17 protein-coding genes are annotated in these 17,197 nt (G+C 65.0%); 11 read left to right on the top strand and 6 right to left on the bottom strand.

What is annotated here, in order from left to right; genetic code table 11:
• Window positions 1-3 precede the first annotated feature (3 nt).
• Window positions 4-171: a hypothetical protein gene (locus PVU19_RS07580; protein ID WP_050663419.1), complete on the top strand. Its 168-nt coding sequence runs from the start codon at window positions 4-6 to the stop codon at window positions 169-171.
• Window positions 172-177: 6 nt separating this feature from the next.
• On the top strand, window positions 178-1,362 hold the full coding sequence (locus PVU19_RS07575) for a vWA domain-containing protein (RefSeq protein ID WP_050663418.1): 1,185 nt from the start codon (window positions 178-180) through the stop codon (window positions 1,360-1,362).
• Window positions 1,363-1,522: 160 nt separating this feature from the next.
• Here PVU19_RS07575 and PVU19_RS07570 read toward each other — a convergent pair whose 3' ends face one another.
• The 5 genes from PVU19_RS07570 to PVU19_RS07550 all read right to left on the bottom strand — a co-directional run bounded on the left by PVU19_RS07570 (window position 1,523) and on the right by PVU19_RS07550 (window position 7,131).
• Entirely contained in the window at window positions 1,523-2,068 is a 546-nt protein-coding gene (locus PVU19_RS07570) for an RSP_2648 family PIN domain-containing protein (protein WP_274789910.1), read from the bottom strand.
• Window positions 2,065-3,261 carry an RSP_2647 family RNA methyltransferase gene (locus PVU19_RS07565; RefSeq protein WP_050663539.1) on the bottom strand — a complete coding sequence of 399 codons (1,197 nt, stop codon included), beginning with the start codon at window positions 3,259-3,261 and terminating at the stop codon, window positions 2,065-2,067. The genes PVU19_RS07570 and PVU19_RS07565 overlap by 4 nt, the downstream gene beginning before the upstream one ends.
• A gap of 37 nt (window positions 3,262-3,298) precedes the next feature.
• A complete protein-coding gene (locus PVU19_RS07560; RefSeq protein ID WP_050663538.1) occupies window positions 3,299-3,934 on the bottom strand; it encodes a DUF6778 family protein in 636 nt (211 codons plus the stop codon).
• Window positions 3,935-4,062: 128 nt separating this feature from the next.
• Window positions 4,063-4,335, bottom strand: a complete 273-nt coding sequence (locus PVU19_RS07555) for a hypothetical protein (protein ID WP_050663543.1) — start codon at window positions 4,333-4,335, stop codon at window positions 4,063-4,065.
• A gap of 9 nt (window positions 4,336-4,344) precedes the next feature.
• Window positions 4,345-7,131, bottom strand: coding sequence for a [protein-PII] uridylyltransferase family protein (locus PVU19_RS07550; RefSeq protein WP_050663537.1), 2,787 nt, complete (start codon window positions 7,129-7,131; stop codon window positions 4,345-4,347).
• Window positions 7,132-7,210: 79 nt separating this feature from the next.
• On the opposite strand from PVU19_RS07550, the gene PVU19_RS07545 reads away from it, so the two are divergent.
• The 3 genes from PVU19_RS07545 to PVU19_RS07535 all read left to right on the top strand — a co-directional run bounded on the left by PVU19_RS07545 (window position 7,211) and on the right by PVU19_RS07535 (window position 9,102).
• Window positions 7,211-7,678 carry a YbaK/EbsC family protein gene (locus tag PVU19_RS07545; protein WP_050663536.1) on the top strand — a complete coding sequence of 156 codons (468 nt, stop codon included), beginning with the start codon at window positions 7,211-7,213 and terminating at the stop codon, window positions 7,676-7,678.
• A 66-nt stretch (window positions 7,679-7,744) separates the two neighbouring features.
• A complete protein-coding gene (locus tag PVU19_RS07540; protein WP_050663535.1) occupies window positions 7,745-8,194 on the top strand; it encodes an RDD family protein in 450 nt (149 codons plus the stop codon).
• A gap of 77 nt (window positions 8,195-8,271) precedes the next feature.
• Window positions 8,272-9,102 (top strand): arginyltransferase, encoded by an 831-nt coding sequence (locus PVU19_RS07535; protein ID WP_050663534.1) that lies wholly within the window; start codon window positions 8,272-8,274, stop codon window positions 9,100-9,102.
• 6 nt (window positions 9,103-9,108) lie between these two features.
• Here the strand turns inward: PVU19_RS07535 and PVU19_RS07530 are convergent, their stop codons facing one another.
• Window positions 9,109-9,921 carry a protein-disulfide reductase DsbD domain-containing protein gene (locus PVU19_RS07530; RefSeq protein ID WP_082237729.1) on the bottom strand — a complete coding sequence of 271 codons (813 nt, stop codon included), beginning with the start codon at window positions 9,919-9,921 and terminating at the stop codon, window positions 9,109-9,111.
• 134 nt (window positions 9,922-10,055) lie between these two features.
• On the opposite strand from PVU19_RS07530, the gene PVU19_RS07525 reads away from it, so the two are divergent.
• The 6 genes from PVU19_RS07525 to PVU19_RS07500 all read left to right on the top strand — a co-directional run bounded on the left by PVU19_RS07525 (window position 10,056) and on the right by PVU19_RS07500 (window position 17,085).
• Window positions 10,056-10,622, top strand: coding sequence for a YqgE/AlgH family protein (locus PVU19_RS07525; RefSeq protein ID WP_074783987.1), 567 nt, complete (start codon window positions 10,056-10,058; stop codon window positions 10,620-10,622).
• Between the two features lie 49 nt (window positions 10,623-10,671).
• Window positions 10,672-12,432 (top strand): sensor histidine kinase, encoded by a 1,761-nt coding sequence (locus PVU19_RS07520; protein WP_050663533.1) that lies wholly within the window; start codon window positions 10,672-10,674, stop codon window positions 12,430-12,432.
• Window positions 12,429-13,658, top strand: a complete 1,230-nt coding sequence (locus PVU19_RS07515) for a sigma-54-dependent transcriptional regulator (RefSeq protein ID WP_050663532.1) — start codon at window positions 12,429-12,431, stop codon at window positions 13,656-13,658. The genes PVU19_RS07520 and PVU19_RS07515 overlap by 4 nt, the downstream gene beginning before the upstream one ends.
• A 254-nt stretch (window positions 13,659-13,912) precedes the next feature.
• Complete coding sequence (locus tag PVU19_RS07510; RefSeq protein WP_050663531.1) at window positions 13,913-14,914, top strand: DctP family TRAP transporter solute-binding subunit; 1,002 nt, start codon at window positions 13,913-13,915, stop codon at window positions 14,912-14,914.
• 114 nt (window positions 14,915-15,028) lie between these two features.
• Window positions 15,029-15,709: a TRAP transporter small permease gene (locus PVU19_RS07505; RefSeq protein ID WP_050663530.1), complete on the top strand. Its 681-nt coding sequence runs from the start codon at window positions 15,029-15,031 to the stop codon at window positions 15,707-15,709.
• A complete protein-coding gene (locus tag PVU19_RS07500; protein WP_050663529.1) occupies window positions 15,709-17,085 on the top strand; it encodes a TRAP transporter large permease in 1,377 nt (458 codons plus the stop codon). The genes PVU19_RS07505 and PVU19_RS07500 overlap by 1 nt, the downstream gene beginning before the upstream one ends.
• Window positions 17,086-17,197: the final 112 nt, after the last annotated feature.

Below are 17,197 nucleotides of genomic sequence, written 5' to 3'. Positions count from 1 at the left end.
GCGATGATTGTAATCACAGGCGCAGTTCTCGGGGCCATCGGTGGCGCTGCCGTGGCCTATAGCCGCAAGGGAAAACTCGCGGATATTCTGCTCTATGCCTTTGTCTACGGTCTGGTCTTCGGCCTCGCCGGGTTGTTCACGACACTGATCATCCATCGCAGCGCGATGTAAGCCGCGATGTTTCTGCCGTTTTTCGAACAACTCCGGAAAGCGGGCCTGCCCGTGTCCCTGCGCGAATTCCTCACCTTCCTCGAGGCAATGCGCGCCAATCTCGTGATCTACGATGTCGAGGGGTTCTATTACCTCGCGCGCAGCGCGATGGTGAAGGACGAGCGGCTTATCGACCGTTTTGATCGTGCCTTCGCCGCCAGTTTCTCCGGGCTGGACAGCATCACGATGCAGGATGTGCTCGACACCGTCGACCTGCCCGCCGACTGGCTGGAAAAGATGGCCGAAAAGCATCTCAGCCCCGAGGAGAAGGCCGAAATCGAGGCGCTTGGCGGGTTTGACAAGCTGATGGAGACGCTGAAAGAACGGCTCAAGGAACAGGAGGGCCGCCATCAGGGTGGCTCCAAGTGGATCGGCACCGCCGGCACCTCGCCCTTCGGCGCCTATGGCTACAACCCCGAAGGCGTGCGCATCGGGCAGAATGAGTCCCGCCATCGCCGCGCCGTCAAGGTCTGGGACAAACGCGAATTCCGCAACCTCGACGACAGCGTGGAACTTGGCACGCGCAACATCAAGGTCGCGCTCAAGCGTCTGCGCCGGTGGGCGCGCGACGGGGCACATGATGAACTGGACCTCGACGGCACCATCCGCGCGACAGCCGAGCATGGCTATCTCGACGTGAAAACCCGGCCCGAGCGGCGCAACGCCGTCAAGGTGCTGTTGTTTCTCGACGTGGGCGGCTCCATGGATCCGCATATCAAGGTGGTGGAGGAGCTGTTTTCAGCCGCGCGAGCCGAGTTCAAGCATCTCGAATACTACTATTTCCACAATTGCCTCTACGACGGGGTCTGGCGCGACAATGCCCGGCGCTGGAACGCGCAAACGCCAACCTGGGAAGTGCTCAACACCTATGGGCCCGATTACAAATGCATCTTCGTGGGCGATGCCAGTATGAGCCCCTATGAGATCGCCTATCCGGGCGGTGCCAACGAGCACTGGAACGCAGAAGCCGGACAAGTCTGGCTGGACCGCGCCCGCGCGCAATGGCCCGATCACCTGTGGATCAACCCGGTGCCGCGCCGCGAATGGGACTATACCCATTCCATCGGCATGATCCGCGAACTCTTCGACGACCGCATGGTGCCGATGACGCTCGAAGGGCTGGATCAGGGGATGAAGGCGTTGCTGCGCTGATATCGCATTCGAAGGACGGGGCAGATCTTCGCCTGGAGCGGACCTTCAGGTTCAGCACCTATGCGCGGAATCAAGGTGCCGCAGGCACCGCCGCGCAGCGCCCGACCGCCCCCTCGGGCGGGCGCCGCGCGGCTCACGGCAACCCCAGCCCCCAGCCAGATCACCCTCCCGAGAGCGCCTTGGCCAGTCGCGGCAGCCGCGCCTTCTTCAACAGCGGACGCATTTCCCAATCCCCCTGCGACAGCCGCCGTGCCTCTGCCAGAACGCCCGCCGCGACCTCCGCGACCAGCCCCGGCTGTGCCTGCCAGATGCCATGCAGGAACCCGTCGGGATCGGCCCGCCACAGCCCCTCCTCGGCCAGGATGTTGCGCGGAAAGTCACGTGCGTTCAGGGTAAGGATGCCGTCGGCAGACCCCGCGATCGCTGCGGCCAGAACATGGGTATCGGCGGGGTCAGGCAGCCACAGCCGGGCCTCGAGCGAGGGCGCGTAAGCGACGCTTGCCCCGGGCCACCGCGCCGCCATCAGCGCGGCCTCTCCCGCCGCCTGCGCCTGCGCATCCAGCCCCAGTTTTGCCGCCGCATGCAGCCACTCGCCAATGATCCGCTCGGACCAGAGCGGGGTGAAGGCCCCTGCCCCGGCCACGCCCAGGATCATCTCGCGCATCACCGTCGGATAGATCACGCAGGTATCCAGCAGGACCTTCATAGCCGGTAAAAGAGCGCCTTGAGATACCCCGATTCCGCCAGCTGCGGATGCAGCGGATGATCCGGCCCGGCAAACCCGGTATGGATGAGCGCGCCCGCACGCCCGGCCCGCCCGATGCCACGTGTGCAGGCCGTACGAAAGCGCGCCAGATCAGCGGCATGCGAGCAGGAGCAAAGCCCCAGATACCCGCCCGGAGCGACCAGCCCCGCCGCCAGCCGTGCGACCCGCTCATAGGCGCGCAGACCCTTTTCAAGTGCAGGTTTGGAAGGGGCAAAGGCGGGCGGATCACAGATCACCAGATCGAATTCCGCACCCTCGTCGATCAGCGCCTCCATCACCTCGAACGCGTCGCCGCGTCGGGTGTCAAAGCGGGTCTCGACCCCCATCCGTGCCGCGCCCTCGCGCGCCAGATCAAGCGCCGGGGCAGAGCCGTCCACCGCCAAAGCACGCTCCGCGCCCCCCGCCAAAGCGGCCAGGGCGAAACCACCCACATGGGCAAACACATCTAGCACGCGCGCGTCTTTGGCCAGCCGCGCGGCAAACGCGTGATTGGGGCGTTGATCATAGAAAATACCGGTCTTCTGCCCGCCCAGGAGATCCGCCATGTAAGTGGCACCATTCATCGGCACCGGGAGCGGCCCCTCGGGCGCATGTCCAACCAGAACACCGCTCAGATCGTCAAGCCCTTCCAACCCACGCGCCCGGCCCGAGGCATTCTTGAACACGGTCGAGACGCCTGTCACCTCTTGCAGCGCCGCCGCGATCTCGGGCAGCAGAACGTCGGCCCAGGCCGCATTGGGCTGGATCACGGCGATGTCGTCGAACCGGTCGATGACCACACCGGGCAGACCGTCCGCCTCTGCATGGACGAGCCGGTAAAACGGCGCCTCGAACAGCCGGGTCCGCAACGCCTGCGCGCGCGCCAGACGCGCCGCAAGCCACGCCTTGTCGATCCGCGCGCCGACATCACGATCCAGCATACGGGCCATGATGCGCGAGGCGGAATTGACCGCCACGAGGCCGAGCGGCGCGCGCTCGGCATCCTCGAGCACGGCGATGCTGCCCGGCGACAGCGCCCGCGTGCGCCGGTCGGTGACGAGTTCATTGTCGAACACCCAGGGCGCGCCATGGCGAATGGCGCGCGCCTCTGTCTTGGGTTTCAGGCGGATCACGGGATAAGGGGGCGGTGTCATGCCGCCCCCTTACGCCGTTTCCCCAGCCCGGGAAAGATCAGATTTGATTGAGCGCGCCCATGAGGCCGAGCGCCTCGGCATGATCGCCCTGCGGCTGGCGCAGTTCGGACCGGATCACGTTGGAAAGCTGCTCGGAGATACGCACCTTCTGCGTGATCCCCTGCCGCTCGGCATCAATCGCCGCCTGCCCGCCAAACGCCTTGAAATCGGCCTTGACCCGTTTCGGCGCGCCATAGGCTTCGCCGGTGGCGGGGTTGCGCAGCACGTATTCGAATTGCACCGCATGTACGCCGCCGATGGTATAGCGCGCCTTTTCGCTCAGCGCGTGAAACCGCGTGACCCTGACATCGAGGATCGCGGGCACAGACCCCTTGGGCATCTGCGACACGCCGGTTTGCAGGGCAGTCTCGAAGATCGCCTTGACCTGCGCGTGACGGTCGCCGGGCGGGTCCTCGCGCCACACGATGTCACCACCGGGGTAATAACGGTTCGCCTCGGACGCCTTCAGCGATTTCGGCACCGTCACACGAACGTCCTGAATGTCCAGCGACACCGGCACCGATTGGGTGATCGCGCTGTCCAGCGGGGCGTTGCGGGTGGCGGTATCGACGCTGGCACAGGCCGACAGGCCAAACCCCAGAACCAGTGCGGCGGCGAGACGAAATGTGATCATGATGTCCTCCAGGGCGTTGCCTGTTATGGTTGCAACCTGAAGGTGACCCCGAATTGAGGCGCATTTTAGACGAACTCAGCGCATTTTCCGTGCATTCCCAAGGCGGATGACACGTCCAAAGCCCCTTTTCAAATGTCGCGCGGGCGCGATCGCCAGCCACCGCGACGGCGCGCGGGGCCCGATTTCTCCATCCCCTCGCGCAACACCTGCGTCATCGGATGATCGGGATTGTCGGGCGCGTATTGCTCGATCAGCGCGGCAATCGCCACCTGTGGGCTGCCCTCCTGCGGCTGCGACAGCGCCCAGTCTAGAAAGATCGAGCGGCATTCGCCCGGCCCGATCCCGTCGATGCGGTACGCCTCGCGGATGAGCCCCTTGGGATCCAGCGGATCGCGCTGCATGGCCATGGTTCAGCCCTCCCCGGGGGTGCGGTCAAGGCGGGCGTCGATCACCTCTGCCGCCGCCGTGCAGGCCGTGTTCAGGCGCTCTTCAAGCATGCTCAGCGTCTCCCCCGAGGTCTCGCGCAGCAAAAACGCCGCACCGCCCTCGCCGATGCGGTCAGGCGCAAGCGTCTTGTCGCTGATCAGCCGAGACACCATCTGCACACGCCAACAAAGCGCATAGGCACGGGTGAGCGCTGCGCTGTCGGCGTCACTCAACCAGCCGATTGCGACACCGCCCGCAAAGCCCGACGCCACATCGCGCGCCGCCTGCCCCGCCATCAGGTTCCCGGCCTGCGCAACAAGTTCCAGATCGAGCAGGCGACCCGGCCCCAGCTTGGCATCCCAGGGCCCCTCCGACGGCTTGGCCTCGGCCACCTTTGCGCGCATCTCCTTGACCGATGCAAGCGCGGGCGCGGGCGCGGATTTCTCGGCGATGAGGCTCGAACGGAATGTCTCGACATCCGCCGCAAGCCCTGCATCACCGGTGATCACCCGCGCCCGTGTCAGCGCCAGATGCTCCCATGTCCACGCCTCGTTCTGCTGGTAATTCTCAAAGGACGGCCAGCTTGTCGCGACAGGCCCCTGATTGCCAGAGGGGCGCAGCCGCATGTCCACCTCGTAGAGCCGCCCCTCGGCCATCCGTGCGGTCAGGGCGGTGATCATCGCCTGCGTCAGCCGCGCGTAATAGGGCCGCGACGCCAGCGGACGCCGACCGTCGGAGCCCTCCGCCTCACCCGTGTCATAGATCACGATCAGGTCGAGATCGGAACCGGCGTTGAGCCGCTCGGCCCCAAGCGAGCCCATGCCGACCACGACCGCGCCACGGCCAGGCGGGCGGCCATGTTTCTCACTGAACTGATCAATCACCCTTGGCCAGACCGCGCTTATCACCGCCCCGGCCAGGTCGGCATATTGTTGCCCCGCCTGATCCGCGTCGATCAGGCCGCGCAGGTGATGCACGCCGATGCGGAAATGCCATTCCTTGTGCCAGCGGCGCGTGGCATCGAGGGCGCGCTCATAATCCGCCTCTCGCGCCAGCCGTGCCGCCAATTCCTCTTCCAGCGCCGCACGGCCCGGCCAATCCGCAAAGAAATCCCCGGCGATCACCGCGTCGAACACACCCGCATTGCGCGACAGGTACTGCGCCAGCACCGGGGCCGTGCCAACGATATCGACAAGCAGGTCGATCAGTTGCGGATTGGCCTCAAAGAGCGAAAACACCTGCACCCCTGCAGGCAGGCCCGACAGGAACCCGTCAAAAGCCAGCAACGCCTCGTTCGGCTCGGTGGTGCGAGCCAGACGCGCGAGGATATCGGGCTTGAGCCGGTTGAAAATCTCCACCGCACGCGCCGAGCGCAGCGCCGGATAACTGGGCCAGCGCGCGATCACATCACAGTCGAGCGTGTCCGGCACGGGGCACTCCTCGGCCCCGGTATCCTGCGCGAAAAAGCCCTCGATCAGGTCATGCACCTCGGTCAGCCGCGCCTCCAGATCGGCGCGCAGATCACCCGTGTCACGCCCCATGAAGGCGGCGAGCCGGTCGAATTCCTCGGCTGAGTTCGGCAGAAGATGCGTCTGCGCATCGCGCAGCATCTGAACCCGATGCTCGACCTCGCGGTGAAAGCGGTAATGACGGGTCAGCGTCTCGGCCGCGCTCTCGGGAATCCAGCCTTTCTCGGCCAGCCGCGCCAGCCCCGGCACCGTGCCGCGCACCCGTAGATCGGTATCACGCCCGCCCGCGATCAGCTGCCGTGTCTGAGTAAAGAACTCGATCTCGCGGATGCCACCGCGCCCCAGCTTCATATTGTGCCCCTCAAGGCAGAGATGCCCGCCCAGCCCCTTATGCTCGCGGATCGCGAGGCGCATGTTATGGGCGTCCTCTATGGCCGCGAAATCGAGATGCTTGCGCCAGACAAACGGGGTCAGCGTCGCGAGAAACCGGTCACCCGCCGCGATATCACCCGCACAGGCCCGCGCCTTGATATAGGCCGCGCGCTCCCATGTGCGGCCCAAACTCTCATAATAGGTCTCGGCGGCGGCCATCGCCATGCAGACCGGGGTGACGCCCGAATCCGGACGCAGCCGCAGATCGGTGCGAAACACATAGCCCTCGGCGGTGCGGTCGCTCAGCAGCGCGGACATCTTGCGCGTGGCGCGGACAAAACTGGCGCGGGCCTCGTGGAAATCGTCGCGCTCGAACCGGGTCTCGTCAAAGAGGCAGATCAGGTCGACATCAGAGCTGTAATTGAGCTCATGCGCGCCCATCTTGCCCATCGCGAGCACCACCATTCCGGCACCAGTGGCGATGTCATCCTCACTCATCCCCGGCAGCTTGCCGCGCCGGATTTCCGCACCGATCGCGGATTTCAGCGCCAGATCACAGGCCAGGTCGGCAAAATCCGTCAGGCGGCCGGTTACCTCCTCCAGCGGCCAGACGCCCGCCAGATCGGCAAGCCCGGTGAGCAGCGCCACCCGCCGCTTGGCCTCGCGCAGGCCCGGGCCAAGACGGTCCGGCGGCACGTCCTTCAACCCCGCAAATAGCGTCTCCAGCGCCGCTTCAGGCGCATCCAGAGCGTCACGCAGCCACTCGGCTTCCTGAAGAATGAGCGATTTCAGGAACGGGCTGCACCCCCCCGCCCCGGCCAGCAGATCCGACAGCGGACCAGTGAGGTCGGGCAGCGCGGCGCGCGCCTCCTCTCCCTCTGCGGGGTCAAAGGGTCGCGGCAGGCGGGTCAGGCGGTCAGTGAATGTCATGGCACGAGTGATACAAGGCGGGCGGGTCTGGTCAATGGCTGACAGAGTTGAAATAAGAGGAAAAAACCGGAGAAACGCCATGAGCAAGAGCCTCGCCCGCGTGACCCGTGCCCTGCAGGAGGCCGGGCTCGAGATCGCACCCATCGAGATCGGCAACGCCACCACCGCGCAAATGGCAGCCGATCTGGTCGGCTGCGATATCGCGCAGATCGCCAAGTCGATCATGTTTCGCGGGCAGCAGAGCGGCACGGCGATCCTCTTCGTCACATCAGGGGCCAACCGGGTGGACGATGCCCGCGCCAGTGCGGTGGCGGGTGAGACGCTTGGCAAGGCCGACGCCGCGCTGATCCGGGCGCAGACCGGCTTTGCCATTGGCGGCGTGTCGCCGGTGGGGCACCTGACGCGACCGCGCGCGTTCTTCGATCCGTATCTCTTGACCTTCGCCGAGGTCTGGGCGGCGGCGGGCACGCCCCGGCACCTATTCGGCATCGCCCCACGGCGCCTGATGGAAATGGCGGGCGCGCAAGAGGCGGGTTTCACCGCCTGACCCCTTGCAAATGCTCTGCCCATGCCCATCCTAAGAGGCGATGACCCAGACCCGATTGGCCCCCGCATGAGCGACATCACCTGGCACCTGCCCGACCCGGAGCGGCAACCGGAATTCTATGCCGACGTGGCGTCAAAACGACTCGTGGCCTTTATCGTGGATACCATCCTGATCATCTTGATCTGCCTGCTGATCGTGCCCTTCACCGCCTTCACCGGGCTTTTCTTCTTTCCGGTGCTGATGGCGGTGGTGGGCTTTGCCTACCGGGTCGTGACCATCGCCCGCGGCTCGGCCACATGGGGCATGCGCCTGATGGCGATCGAGTTTCGCGCCTCCGACGGCCAGCGCTTCGACCTCGGGCTCGCCTTCGCGCATACGCTGGGGCTCACGATTTCCTTTGGGTTGCCGATCCTGCAGGTCATTTCCATCGTTTTGATGCTCACCGGGCCGCGCGGTCAGGGTCTGAGCGATCTGGTTCTGGGCAGCGTCGCCGTCAACCGCCGCGCCGCGATGTGACAGAGGCGTGACAAGCCTCTTGGCGAGGGCGGTGATGGTTGTTATCGTCCGGTCCTAGGACAACGCGGAACACTCCCATGCGACACACGCTTCCCATAGCGCCCCAGTTCTATGTGACGGCACCGCAGCCCTGCCCCTATCTGCCGGGCCGGATGGAGCGCAAGCTGTTCACCGCCCTGCAGGGCGAGGGCGCGCAGCGCCTCAATGACGGGCTGTCGAAACAGGGGTTTCGCCGGTCGCAGAACGTGCTTTACCGCCCGTCCTGCGCCGATTGCGCGGCCTGTCTCTCGGCACGAATCAACGTGGCCGAGTTCACCGCCTCCAAGAGCCAGAAACGCACCGCGCGCCGCAATGCGCATCTCAAGCGCCGGGCGACCTCGCCCTGGGCGACCGAGGATCAATACGACCTCTTTCGCCGCTATCTGGAGAGCCGCCACGCCACCGGAGGCATGGCCGACATGGACACGTTCGAGTTCGCCGCGATGATCGAAGAGACCCCGATCCGCACGCGTGTCGTGGAATATACCGACCCCGAGAGCGACGGCCTGACTGCCGTCTGCCTCACCGATATTCTCGATGACGGGGTGAGCATGGTCTATTCGTTTTACGAGCCGAACCAGCCCAAGGCGTCTCTTGGCACCTATATCATACTCGACCATATCGACATCGCGCGCGAGAATGGTCTGCCGTATGTCTATCTCGGCTACTGGGTGCCCGGCAGCCCCAAGATGGGCTACAAGGCCGCGTTTTCCGGTCTTGAGGTCTACGTGGGCGATACCTGGCGCAAGATGCACGATCCCGACGCGTTTCGCGCCCAGGCCCACCCGCTGGTCAATGATCCGATTTCGGAACAGGTGGCGAATATCGCCCTTCCAGATGGCGGGCCGACCCGTCGCACCGGTCGCTGAGCCGCGTCAGGGGCTGGGACAGCCCCGGATGTCCACGGCATCGCCCGTGCTCAGCACCGTAAGCCGCAACCCCGACCGATCCAGCAGGAAGCCGCGCCCCTCGACATGGTGCATCTCGGTCTCCGCCTGCAACATGGCGCCACGGCGCTTGGTGTTCGTCTGGGCAACCCAGAGGTCGGGATTGTCGGTCTCGACCACCACCAGTTCCTGTGTGCCCATCTGCTCCATGTCGATCTGTGCCACCAGACGCAGACCGCCACCGGCAATCGGCGTGACCGAACAGGCGACCCGCCCGACGCCCGCCTCCGCTGCCGTGTAGGGGCGGGCGGCAAGGGCTGCTGCAATGCGCGGATCGCGATCACCGGACCCAAGCGGCAGATCCAGCCCGACGCCGATCTCGACCGGCACGCAGATATCGCTGCAAACGCCGATTTCCATCTCCGCCGACAGCGAGATCGGCACATTCGCCTGTTTCGGCGTCAATCGCACCGGCAATACGAGATCATGGGTATAGCCGATCGTGCGCATGCCGTTGGTTATGGTCTGCTCGGGGGTGGGCCAGATGATTTCCACCTGCGACAGGTTTTGCGACCCGCGCCAGTCGAACCGGGGCGGTATGCCCGCATCACCCGGCGCGCGCCAATAGGTCTTCCACCCGTCCTCGAGGCGAAACCGCAATGCCGCCATGTGCCGACCGTCGGACATCTGCCATCCCGGTAGCACCGAGACGCTGACCATGTCATCGGCAGATTGGGCCGCCCCCGCCGAGGCGAGCGACATGACGGCGATCAGGAGAGGCGCGAACAGGGATTTGAACATGTCCTTCAAATGGGGGATTTCGACGGAAATGCCAACTCACATTCAAGAGAGAAATCTTGCCACGATTTTAACACCCGTCTTGCACCGGGCTGTCCCTGCCCCCATTCTGGGGCCATGAGCAGAAGGGGCAACACGTGACGGAAGCGACCGATCTGACAGGAAAAATCCTTATCGCGATGCCCGAAATGGGCGATCCCCGCTTTGCCAATGCGGTGGTGTTTCTCTGTGCCCATTCCGAGGACGGCACGATGGGGCTGATCATCAACAAACCGACACAGGAATTGCGCATGCGCGACCTGCTCGAACAGCTGGAGATCACGCCCGGCCCCGATTTGCGCGACCTTCCGGTGCATTTCGGTGGCCCTGTGGAACATGGGCGCGGCTTTGTGCTGCATGATTACGGCTATCATTCCGCGATCTCCACGCTCGATATCGACGATGCCTTCGCGATGACCGCGACGCTCGATATCCTCGAAGACCTCGCCGACGGGCGCGGCCCGACCCACGCGCTCCTTGCGCTTGGCTATGCCGGATGGGGGCCCGGGCAACTCGAGGCCGAGATTGCGGATAATGGCTGGCTGACCTGCGAGGCCGACAAGGATCTGGTCTTTGCCACCGCCGATACCGACAAGTGGGAGGCCGCTCTGTCGCGCCTCGGCGTGTCGTCCCTGATGCTGTCCTCCGATGCCGGGCGCGCCTGAGCGGATTGCTGCTGGTCAACATCTGTCACGCGCTGATAGATTACCGACCATGTTCCGCGCTGCCCCCCGCATCATGCTCGTGCTCCCCATTCTGCTGGTCGTCGCCCTGATCACCGGCTCTGTGTGGAAATACGGCTACAGTCAGGCGCTCGACGCGCTCTCGCGCAGGGGCACGGCGGATATGTCACTGGTTTTGGGCGGGCTGGTCTCGGACCTGCAACGCTACCGCGATCAGGCGGTGGCGCTGGCCGATCACCCGACGCTCACGGTTCTGACCGGATCAAGCGTGCCGCATCAGGAAGCGGCGGCCAATCGCCTGCTGACCGCATCGGCGGACAGGACCGGGGCTGCCGATCTCTACTTTGTCGACGCCGCCGGAAATCTTCTGGCAGGCACGCGCGGTGCCCTTCCGCAGAACCTGACCGGCTCTGCCGCCTTTGCCCGTGCAATGGACGGCGCGCTTGGCACGACCCATGCCATGCAGCCTGCAGGCGACAGCCGGATATTTCAGTTCGCCGCCCCCTCGTTCGGGGCTGATGGCAGGGTGAACGGGGCCCTTATCAGCGTGGCCAATGCCGAGAATGTCGAATTCGGTTGGCGCGGTTTACAGACGGCCGTGTTCCTGGTGGATGAGGCGGGCCGCGTCTTCATGTCCAACCGCTCCGAACTGCTGGGCTGGGGCAAGGTGCCCGGCGAGGCGCAGCTGGTGCCGCCCGGCGGTGCGCCGATCCGCTTTGCACAAAGCCGCAGCGGCCCGCATGAAATCTGGCAGATCGACCTTGGGCCCTACCTGCCGCGCCGCGCGCTACAGGTGAGCGAGGCGCTGCCGCGGATCGGCATGACCGGGGCCGCACTGGTGGACGTGGCCCCGGCGCGGCGCATCGCGATGTTGCAGGCCGGTGCCGTGGGCGGGATGCTCTTGTTTTTCGGCGCGCTGCTGCTCTTTGCGCAGGAACGCCGCCGCACGCTGGCCCGCGCCAATGCCGAGCTAGAGCGGCGCGTGGCCGACCGCACGGCAAGCCTCACCGAGACCAACCTCGCCCTGCGCCGCGAAATCCGCGAGCGGCAGGAGGCCGAGGCCGCACTGCGCCGCGCACAGGCCGAACTGGTGCAGGCTGGCAAGCTCAGCGCGCTTGGCAAGATGAGCGCCGGGATCAGCCACGAACTCAACCAGCCGCTGATGGCGATCCGGCAATTCGCCGCCAATGGCGGCGCGTTCCTGCAACGCGGCACACCAGAAAAGGCCGCCGAGAACCTCACCCGCATCGACGAGATGGCCCACCGGATGAGCCGCATCATCCGCAACCTGCGCGCCTTTGTCCGGAACGAGAATGAACCGGTGACCCGGGTCGACATGGTGCAGGTGGTGCAAACCGCGCTCGAGATGACCGGCGAGCGACTGGCCAACGATGGCATAGAGGTGGACTGGCAGCCCACCGCGCATCCGGTGCCCGTGCGCGGCGGCGATGTGCGGCTTGGCCAGGTCGTGCTCAACCTCATCACCAACGCCGCCGATGCCATGTCCGAAAGCGACGCGCGCCGCCTCTCGATCACCCTCACCGACGGTGCGCCGGTCACGCTGCGCCTGTCGGATACCGGGCCCGGCATCGAGGAGCCGGAAAAGATTTTCGATCCGTTCTATTCCACGAAACTTGTCGGCGCGGGCGACGGCATGGGGCTGGGCCTCTCGATCTCATATGGCCTCGTCCAGAGTTTCGGCGGCAAGATCACCGGGGCCAACACCTCGCGCGGTGCGGAATTCACCGTCGAGCTGGAGCCATGGACAGAGCAACAGGAGGGTGCGGCATGAGCGGCGAGGTGCTTGTGGTGGATGACGACCGCCCGGTCCGCGAGGCGCTGACACAGACGCTGGAACTGGCCGAATACCGTGTGCGCGCCGTCGGCTCCTTCATCGAGGCCAAGGACCATATCGCGCCCGATTTTTCCGGCGTGATCCTGTCGGATATCCGCATGCCGGGGCGCGACGGGTTTCACCTGCTCAGCTATACCCGCGCCCTGGATGATGAATTGCCGGTGATCCTGCTGACCGGCGAAGGCGACATCCCGATGGCGGTCAAGGCCATGGGCGAAGGCGCCTTCGATTTCCTTGAAAAGCCCTGCGCACCCGATCAGCTGATCCCGGTACTGGACCGCGCGCTCAAGAACCGGCGTCTGGTACTGGAGAACCGCCGCCTGAAGGCGCAGCTTGAAACCGGCGATCCGGCGGCGCGCATGCTGTTCGGCACTTCGCAACTGGCAGAGGACATGCGCCAGACCGTGCGGCAGGCGGCACGCGCGGGCACCGAGGTGCTGGTCACCGGCCCACCCGGCGCGGGCGTTTCCAAGGTGGCCGAGGTCATCCACCTGATGTCGCAGGGCGCGAGTGGCCCGTTCGTCAAGCGCGCGGCGGCGGGGCTCGATCCACAGGCGCTCGAGACCGCCTATGCGCAGGCGGCAGGCGGCAATCTCTTCCTCGACGAGATCCTGGCCCTGCCCACGGCGAGCCAGTATGCGCTGCTCGAACGGCTCGACCCGGGGGGCGAGGCGCGGCTGATCGCGGGCAGCACCGCCAATCTCGGGCAGGCCGCCGCCGAGGGGCGCTTCAACGCCGATCTCTTCTACCGGCTGGAGGTGCTGCGCGTGCGCATCCCGGCCCTGTCGGAGCGGCCCGAGGACATTCCCGTGCTCTTTCGCCACTACGTGGCGCAAGCGGCCGAGCAGGCCGGGCTCTCGTCCCCCGAGATCAGCCCCGATCACCTCGCGGCCCTGATGGCGCAGGATTGGCCCGGCAACGCACGCTCGCTGATGTCCGCGGCGATGCGCTTCGTGCTGGGCATGCCCGACAACGCGGCGGAAGCGGCGGAACTGGGGCTCGCGGAACAGATGGCGCGCGTCGAACGCTCGCTGCTGATCGCGGCCCTCGGGCGGCAGAACGGGCGCGCAGCGCAAGCCGCGCAGGCGCTCAAGCTGCCGCGCAAGACCTTCTACGACAAGCTGGCGCGCTACGGGATTCGCCCCGAGGATTACCGCCGCTGATCCACGCCCAACCTGTGCGGAAATCCGCACAAGCCCCCAAGACCACGTGCGGATTACCGCACAAGCTATGCTGCAGGCGCAAAGCGGCCATGTGAAAATCGCCCCGCAAACACCTGATATAAGGTCAAAAATCAGGCAGCGTGCCCTAAAACCACGCAAGCCTTGAGCGGCGCGCATGATTCTCTCACCATAGCGACACCGCGCCCCGAACCGGGCGTTTCGGAACCTACAAAAATCCATGGGAGGAGACCCACATGAAATTCCTGACCGCTGCCGTATCGGCAATGGCCCTGACCGTTGGCGCAGGCGCCGCGATGGCCGCCTGTGACGATGGAGAGATCGTCGTCAAGTTCAGCCACGTCACCAACACCGACAAGCACCCCAAGGGCATCGCCGCATCGATGCTGGAAAGCCGCGTCAACGAAGAGATGAACGGCACCATGTGCATGGAGGTCTATCCGAACTCCACGCTCTACAATGACGACAAGGTGCTCGAGTCGATGCTGCAGGGCGACGTGCAACTTGCCGCCCCCAGCCTGTCGAAATTCGAGAAGTTCACCAAGCAGTTCCGCCTCTTCGACCTGCCCTTCCTGTTCTCGGACGTGAATGCGGTCGACCGCTTCCAGGCCTCCGAGACCGGTCAGGCGATGCTCGACTCGATGCAGCGCCGCGGCCTTCAGGGCCTCGCCTACTGGCATAACGGCATGAAGCAGATGTCGGCCAACGTGCCGCTGCTGGAACCGTCGGATGCCAACGGCCTCAAGTTCCGCGTTCAGTCCTCGGACGTTCTCGTCGCACAGATGGAAGCGATCGGCGGCAGCCCGCAGAAGATGGCCTTCTCCGAGGTCTACGGCGCGCTGCAGCAGGGCGTTGTGGACGGGCAGGAAAACACCTGGTCCAACATCTACGGCAAGAAGTTCTTCGAGGTGCAGGACGGGATCACCGAGACCAATCACGGCATCATCGACTACCTGCTGGTGACCAGCGTCGACTGGCTCGACAGCCTTGATGCGGATGTGCGCGATCAGTTCCTGACTATTGTCGCCGAAGTGACCGAGACCCGCAACAGCGAGTCCTCAAAAGTCAATCAGGACGCCAAGCAGGCGATCATCGACGCCGGTGGCGTGGTGCGTCAGCTTACGCCCGAGCAGCGCGAGAAATGGGTCGAGACGATGAAGCCCGTCTGGGAGCAGTTCGAGGGCGATGTCGGTGCCGAGAATATCGACGCGGCCGTCGCTTCGAACAGCAGCTCGTAAACCTGCATTGACGGTGCCGCCCCGCAACATCGGGGCATCGGTATCAGTATCGGGCGGGCCCCCGTGGCCCGCCCGACCTGCAACAGACTTCTGCAAGATCAGGGAACCGGGACGATGCCGCACAAGACTGGGCTAATCGACCAGATCGAGGAGACGGTGATCGCCGCACTGCTCGGACTGATGACACTCATCACCTTCGCCAATGTGGTGACGCGCTACGTATTCAACTCGAATATCCTCTGGGCATTGGAACTGACGGTGTTCATGTTCGGCTGGCTGGTGCTTCTGGGGGCTTCCTACGCGGTCAAGAAACACGCGCATCTGGGGGTGGACGCGATCCTGAACATGGTGTCGCCACCCGCGCGCCGCGTGCTTGCGCTGATCTCGGTGGCGGCATGCCTTATGTTTTCACTGCTGCTGCTCAAGGGCTGCTACGATTACTGGGCGGTCTTTGCCGACCTGCCCCCCACCTCGGGCCGCTGGTTCCCGACGGGCTTCGACATGAGCGCCCGCAGCCAGAGCTTCTACGAGGTGCAGGACGTGCCGATGGTCGGCGTCTTCCGTTTTCTGGAGGACATGATCAACTACGGCGAAACCTACGAGAAACTGCCCAAGGTCGTGCCCTATATCGTGCTGCCGATCTCGGCACTGCTGCTCGTGCTGCGCTTTTCGCAAGTGGCCGTCGCGATCTGGCGCGGCGATGTGGACCGGCTGGTCGCCAGCCACGAGGTCGAGGACGAGCTTGACGAGATCCGCGCCGGACATGCGCGCGACGAGCAGGGAGGATCCAACTGATGGATGTCGTCCTGCTCTTTTCCATGGTGATCGGGCTTCTGCTGATCGGCGTGCCGATCGCCATTTCGCTCGGCCTCAGCTCGACCATCTTCCTGCTGATCTATTCCGAAAGCTCACTCGCCTCGGTCGCAGGCACCCTGCTCGAAGCCTTCGTCGGTCACTATACCCTGCTCGCGATCCCGTTCTTCATCCTCGCCTCGGCCTTCATGACCACGGGCGGCGTCGCGCAGCGGATCATCCGCTTTTCCATCGCCTGCGTCGGGCACCTGCCGGGCGGGCTGGCGATTGCGGGGGTCTTTGCCTGCATGCTCTTCGCCGCACTGTCGGGGTCGTCCCCCGCGACCGTCGTGGCCATCGGCACTATCGTCATCGCGGGCATGCGTCAGGTCGGCTATACCAAGGAATTCGCCGCCGGTGTGATCTGTAACGCCGGCACGCTCGGCATCCTCATTCCGCCGTCCATCGTGATGGTGGTCTATGCCGCCTCGGTCGATGTGTCGGTGGGGCGGATGTTCCTTGCGGGGGTCATCCCGGGCCTGCTCGCAGGGTTCATGCTGATGACCACGATCTATGTCATCGCCAAGATCCGCGACCTGCCCAAGGGCGACTGGCAGGGCTGGGGCGAAATCTGGGCCTCGGGCCGCGAGGCGGGCTGGGGCCTCTTTCTGATCGTCATCATCCTGGGCGGCATCTATGGCGGCATCTTCACCCCGACCGAGGCCGCGGCGGTGGCGGCAGTCTATTCCTTCTTCATCGCCTGCTTCATCTACCGCGACATGGGGCCGCTCGCCACCACCGGCGACGGCAAGAACACGAGCCTCTTACGCAAGCCGCACGCGCTCATCACCGCCTTTGTCCACCCCGACACCAAGAAAACGCTGTTCGAGGCGGGCAGGTTGACGGTGACGCTCCTCTTCGTCATCGCCAACGCGCTGATCCTGAAACACGTGCTGACCGACGAACAGATCCCGCAAAGCATCGCCAACGCGATGCTCGGGGCGGGCTTCGGCCCGGTGATGTTCCTGATCGTGGTCAACGTGATCCTGCTCATCGGCGGGCAGTTCATGGAGCCCTCGGGCCTCTTGGTGATCGTGGCGCCACTGGTCTTTCCGATCGCCATCGAACTGGGCATCGACCCCATTCACCTCGGCATCATCATGGTGGTGAACATGGAAATCGGGATGATCACGCCGCCCGTGGGGCTCAACCTTTTCGTCACCTCCGGCGTGGCGGGCATGCCGATGATGGCCGTGGTGCGCGCCGCCCTGCCCTTCCTCGCGGTGCTTTTCGTGTTCCTGATCATGGTCACCTATATCCCGTGGCTATCGACCTTCCTGCCCAACACCTTCATGGGGCCGGAGATCATAACCAACTGACGCGAACAGACCGTGCGTCATCCGCCACGCGAGGGAAACTTCGCGTGGCGTTTTTCATCCAAGCTGCGGATTTGCGGTTGGAATGCGTTGCCCCCCGCGCTACCTGCGCCGT

Origin of the sequence: Roseovarius tolerans (assembly GCF_028885395.1) — a bacterium.
In the GTDB taxonomy this organism is placed as follows: Bacteria; Pseudomonadota; Alphaproteobacteria; order Rhodobacterales; family Rhodobacteraceae; genus Roseovarius; species Roseovarius tolerans.
This window is presented reverse-complemented; position numbering and strand designations above follow the sequence as displayed.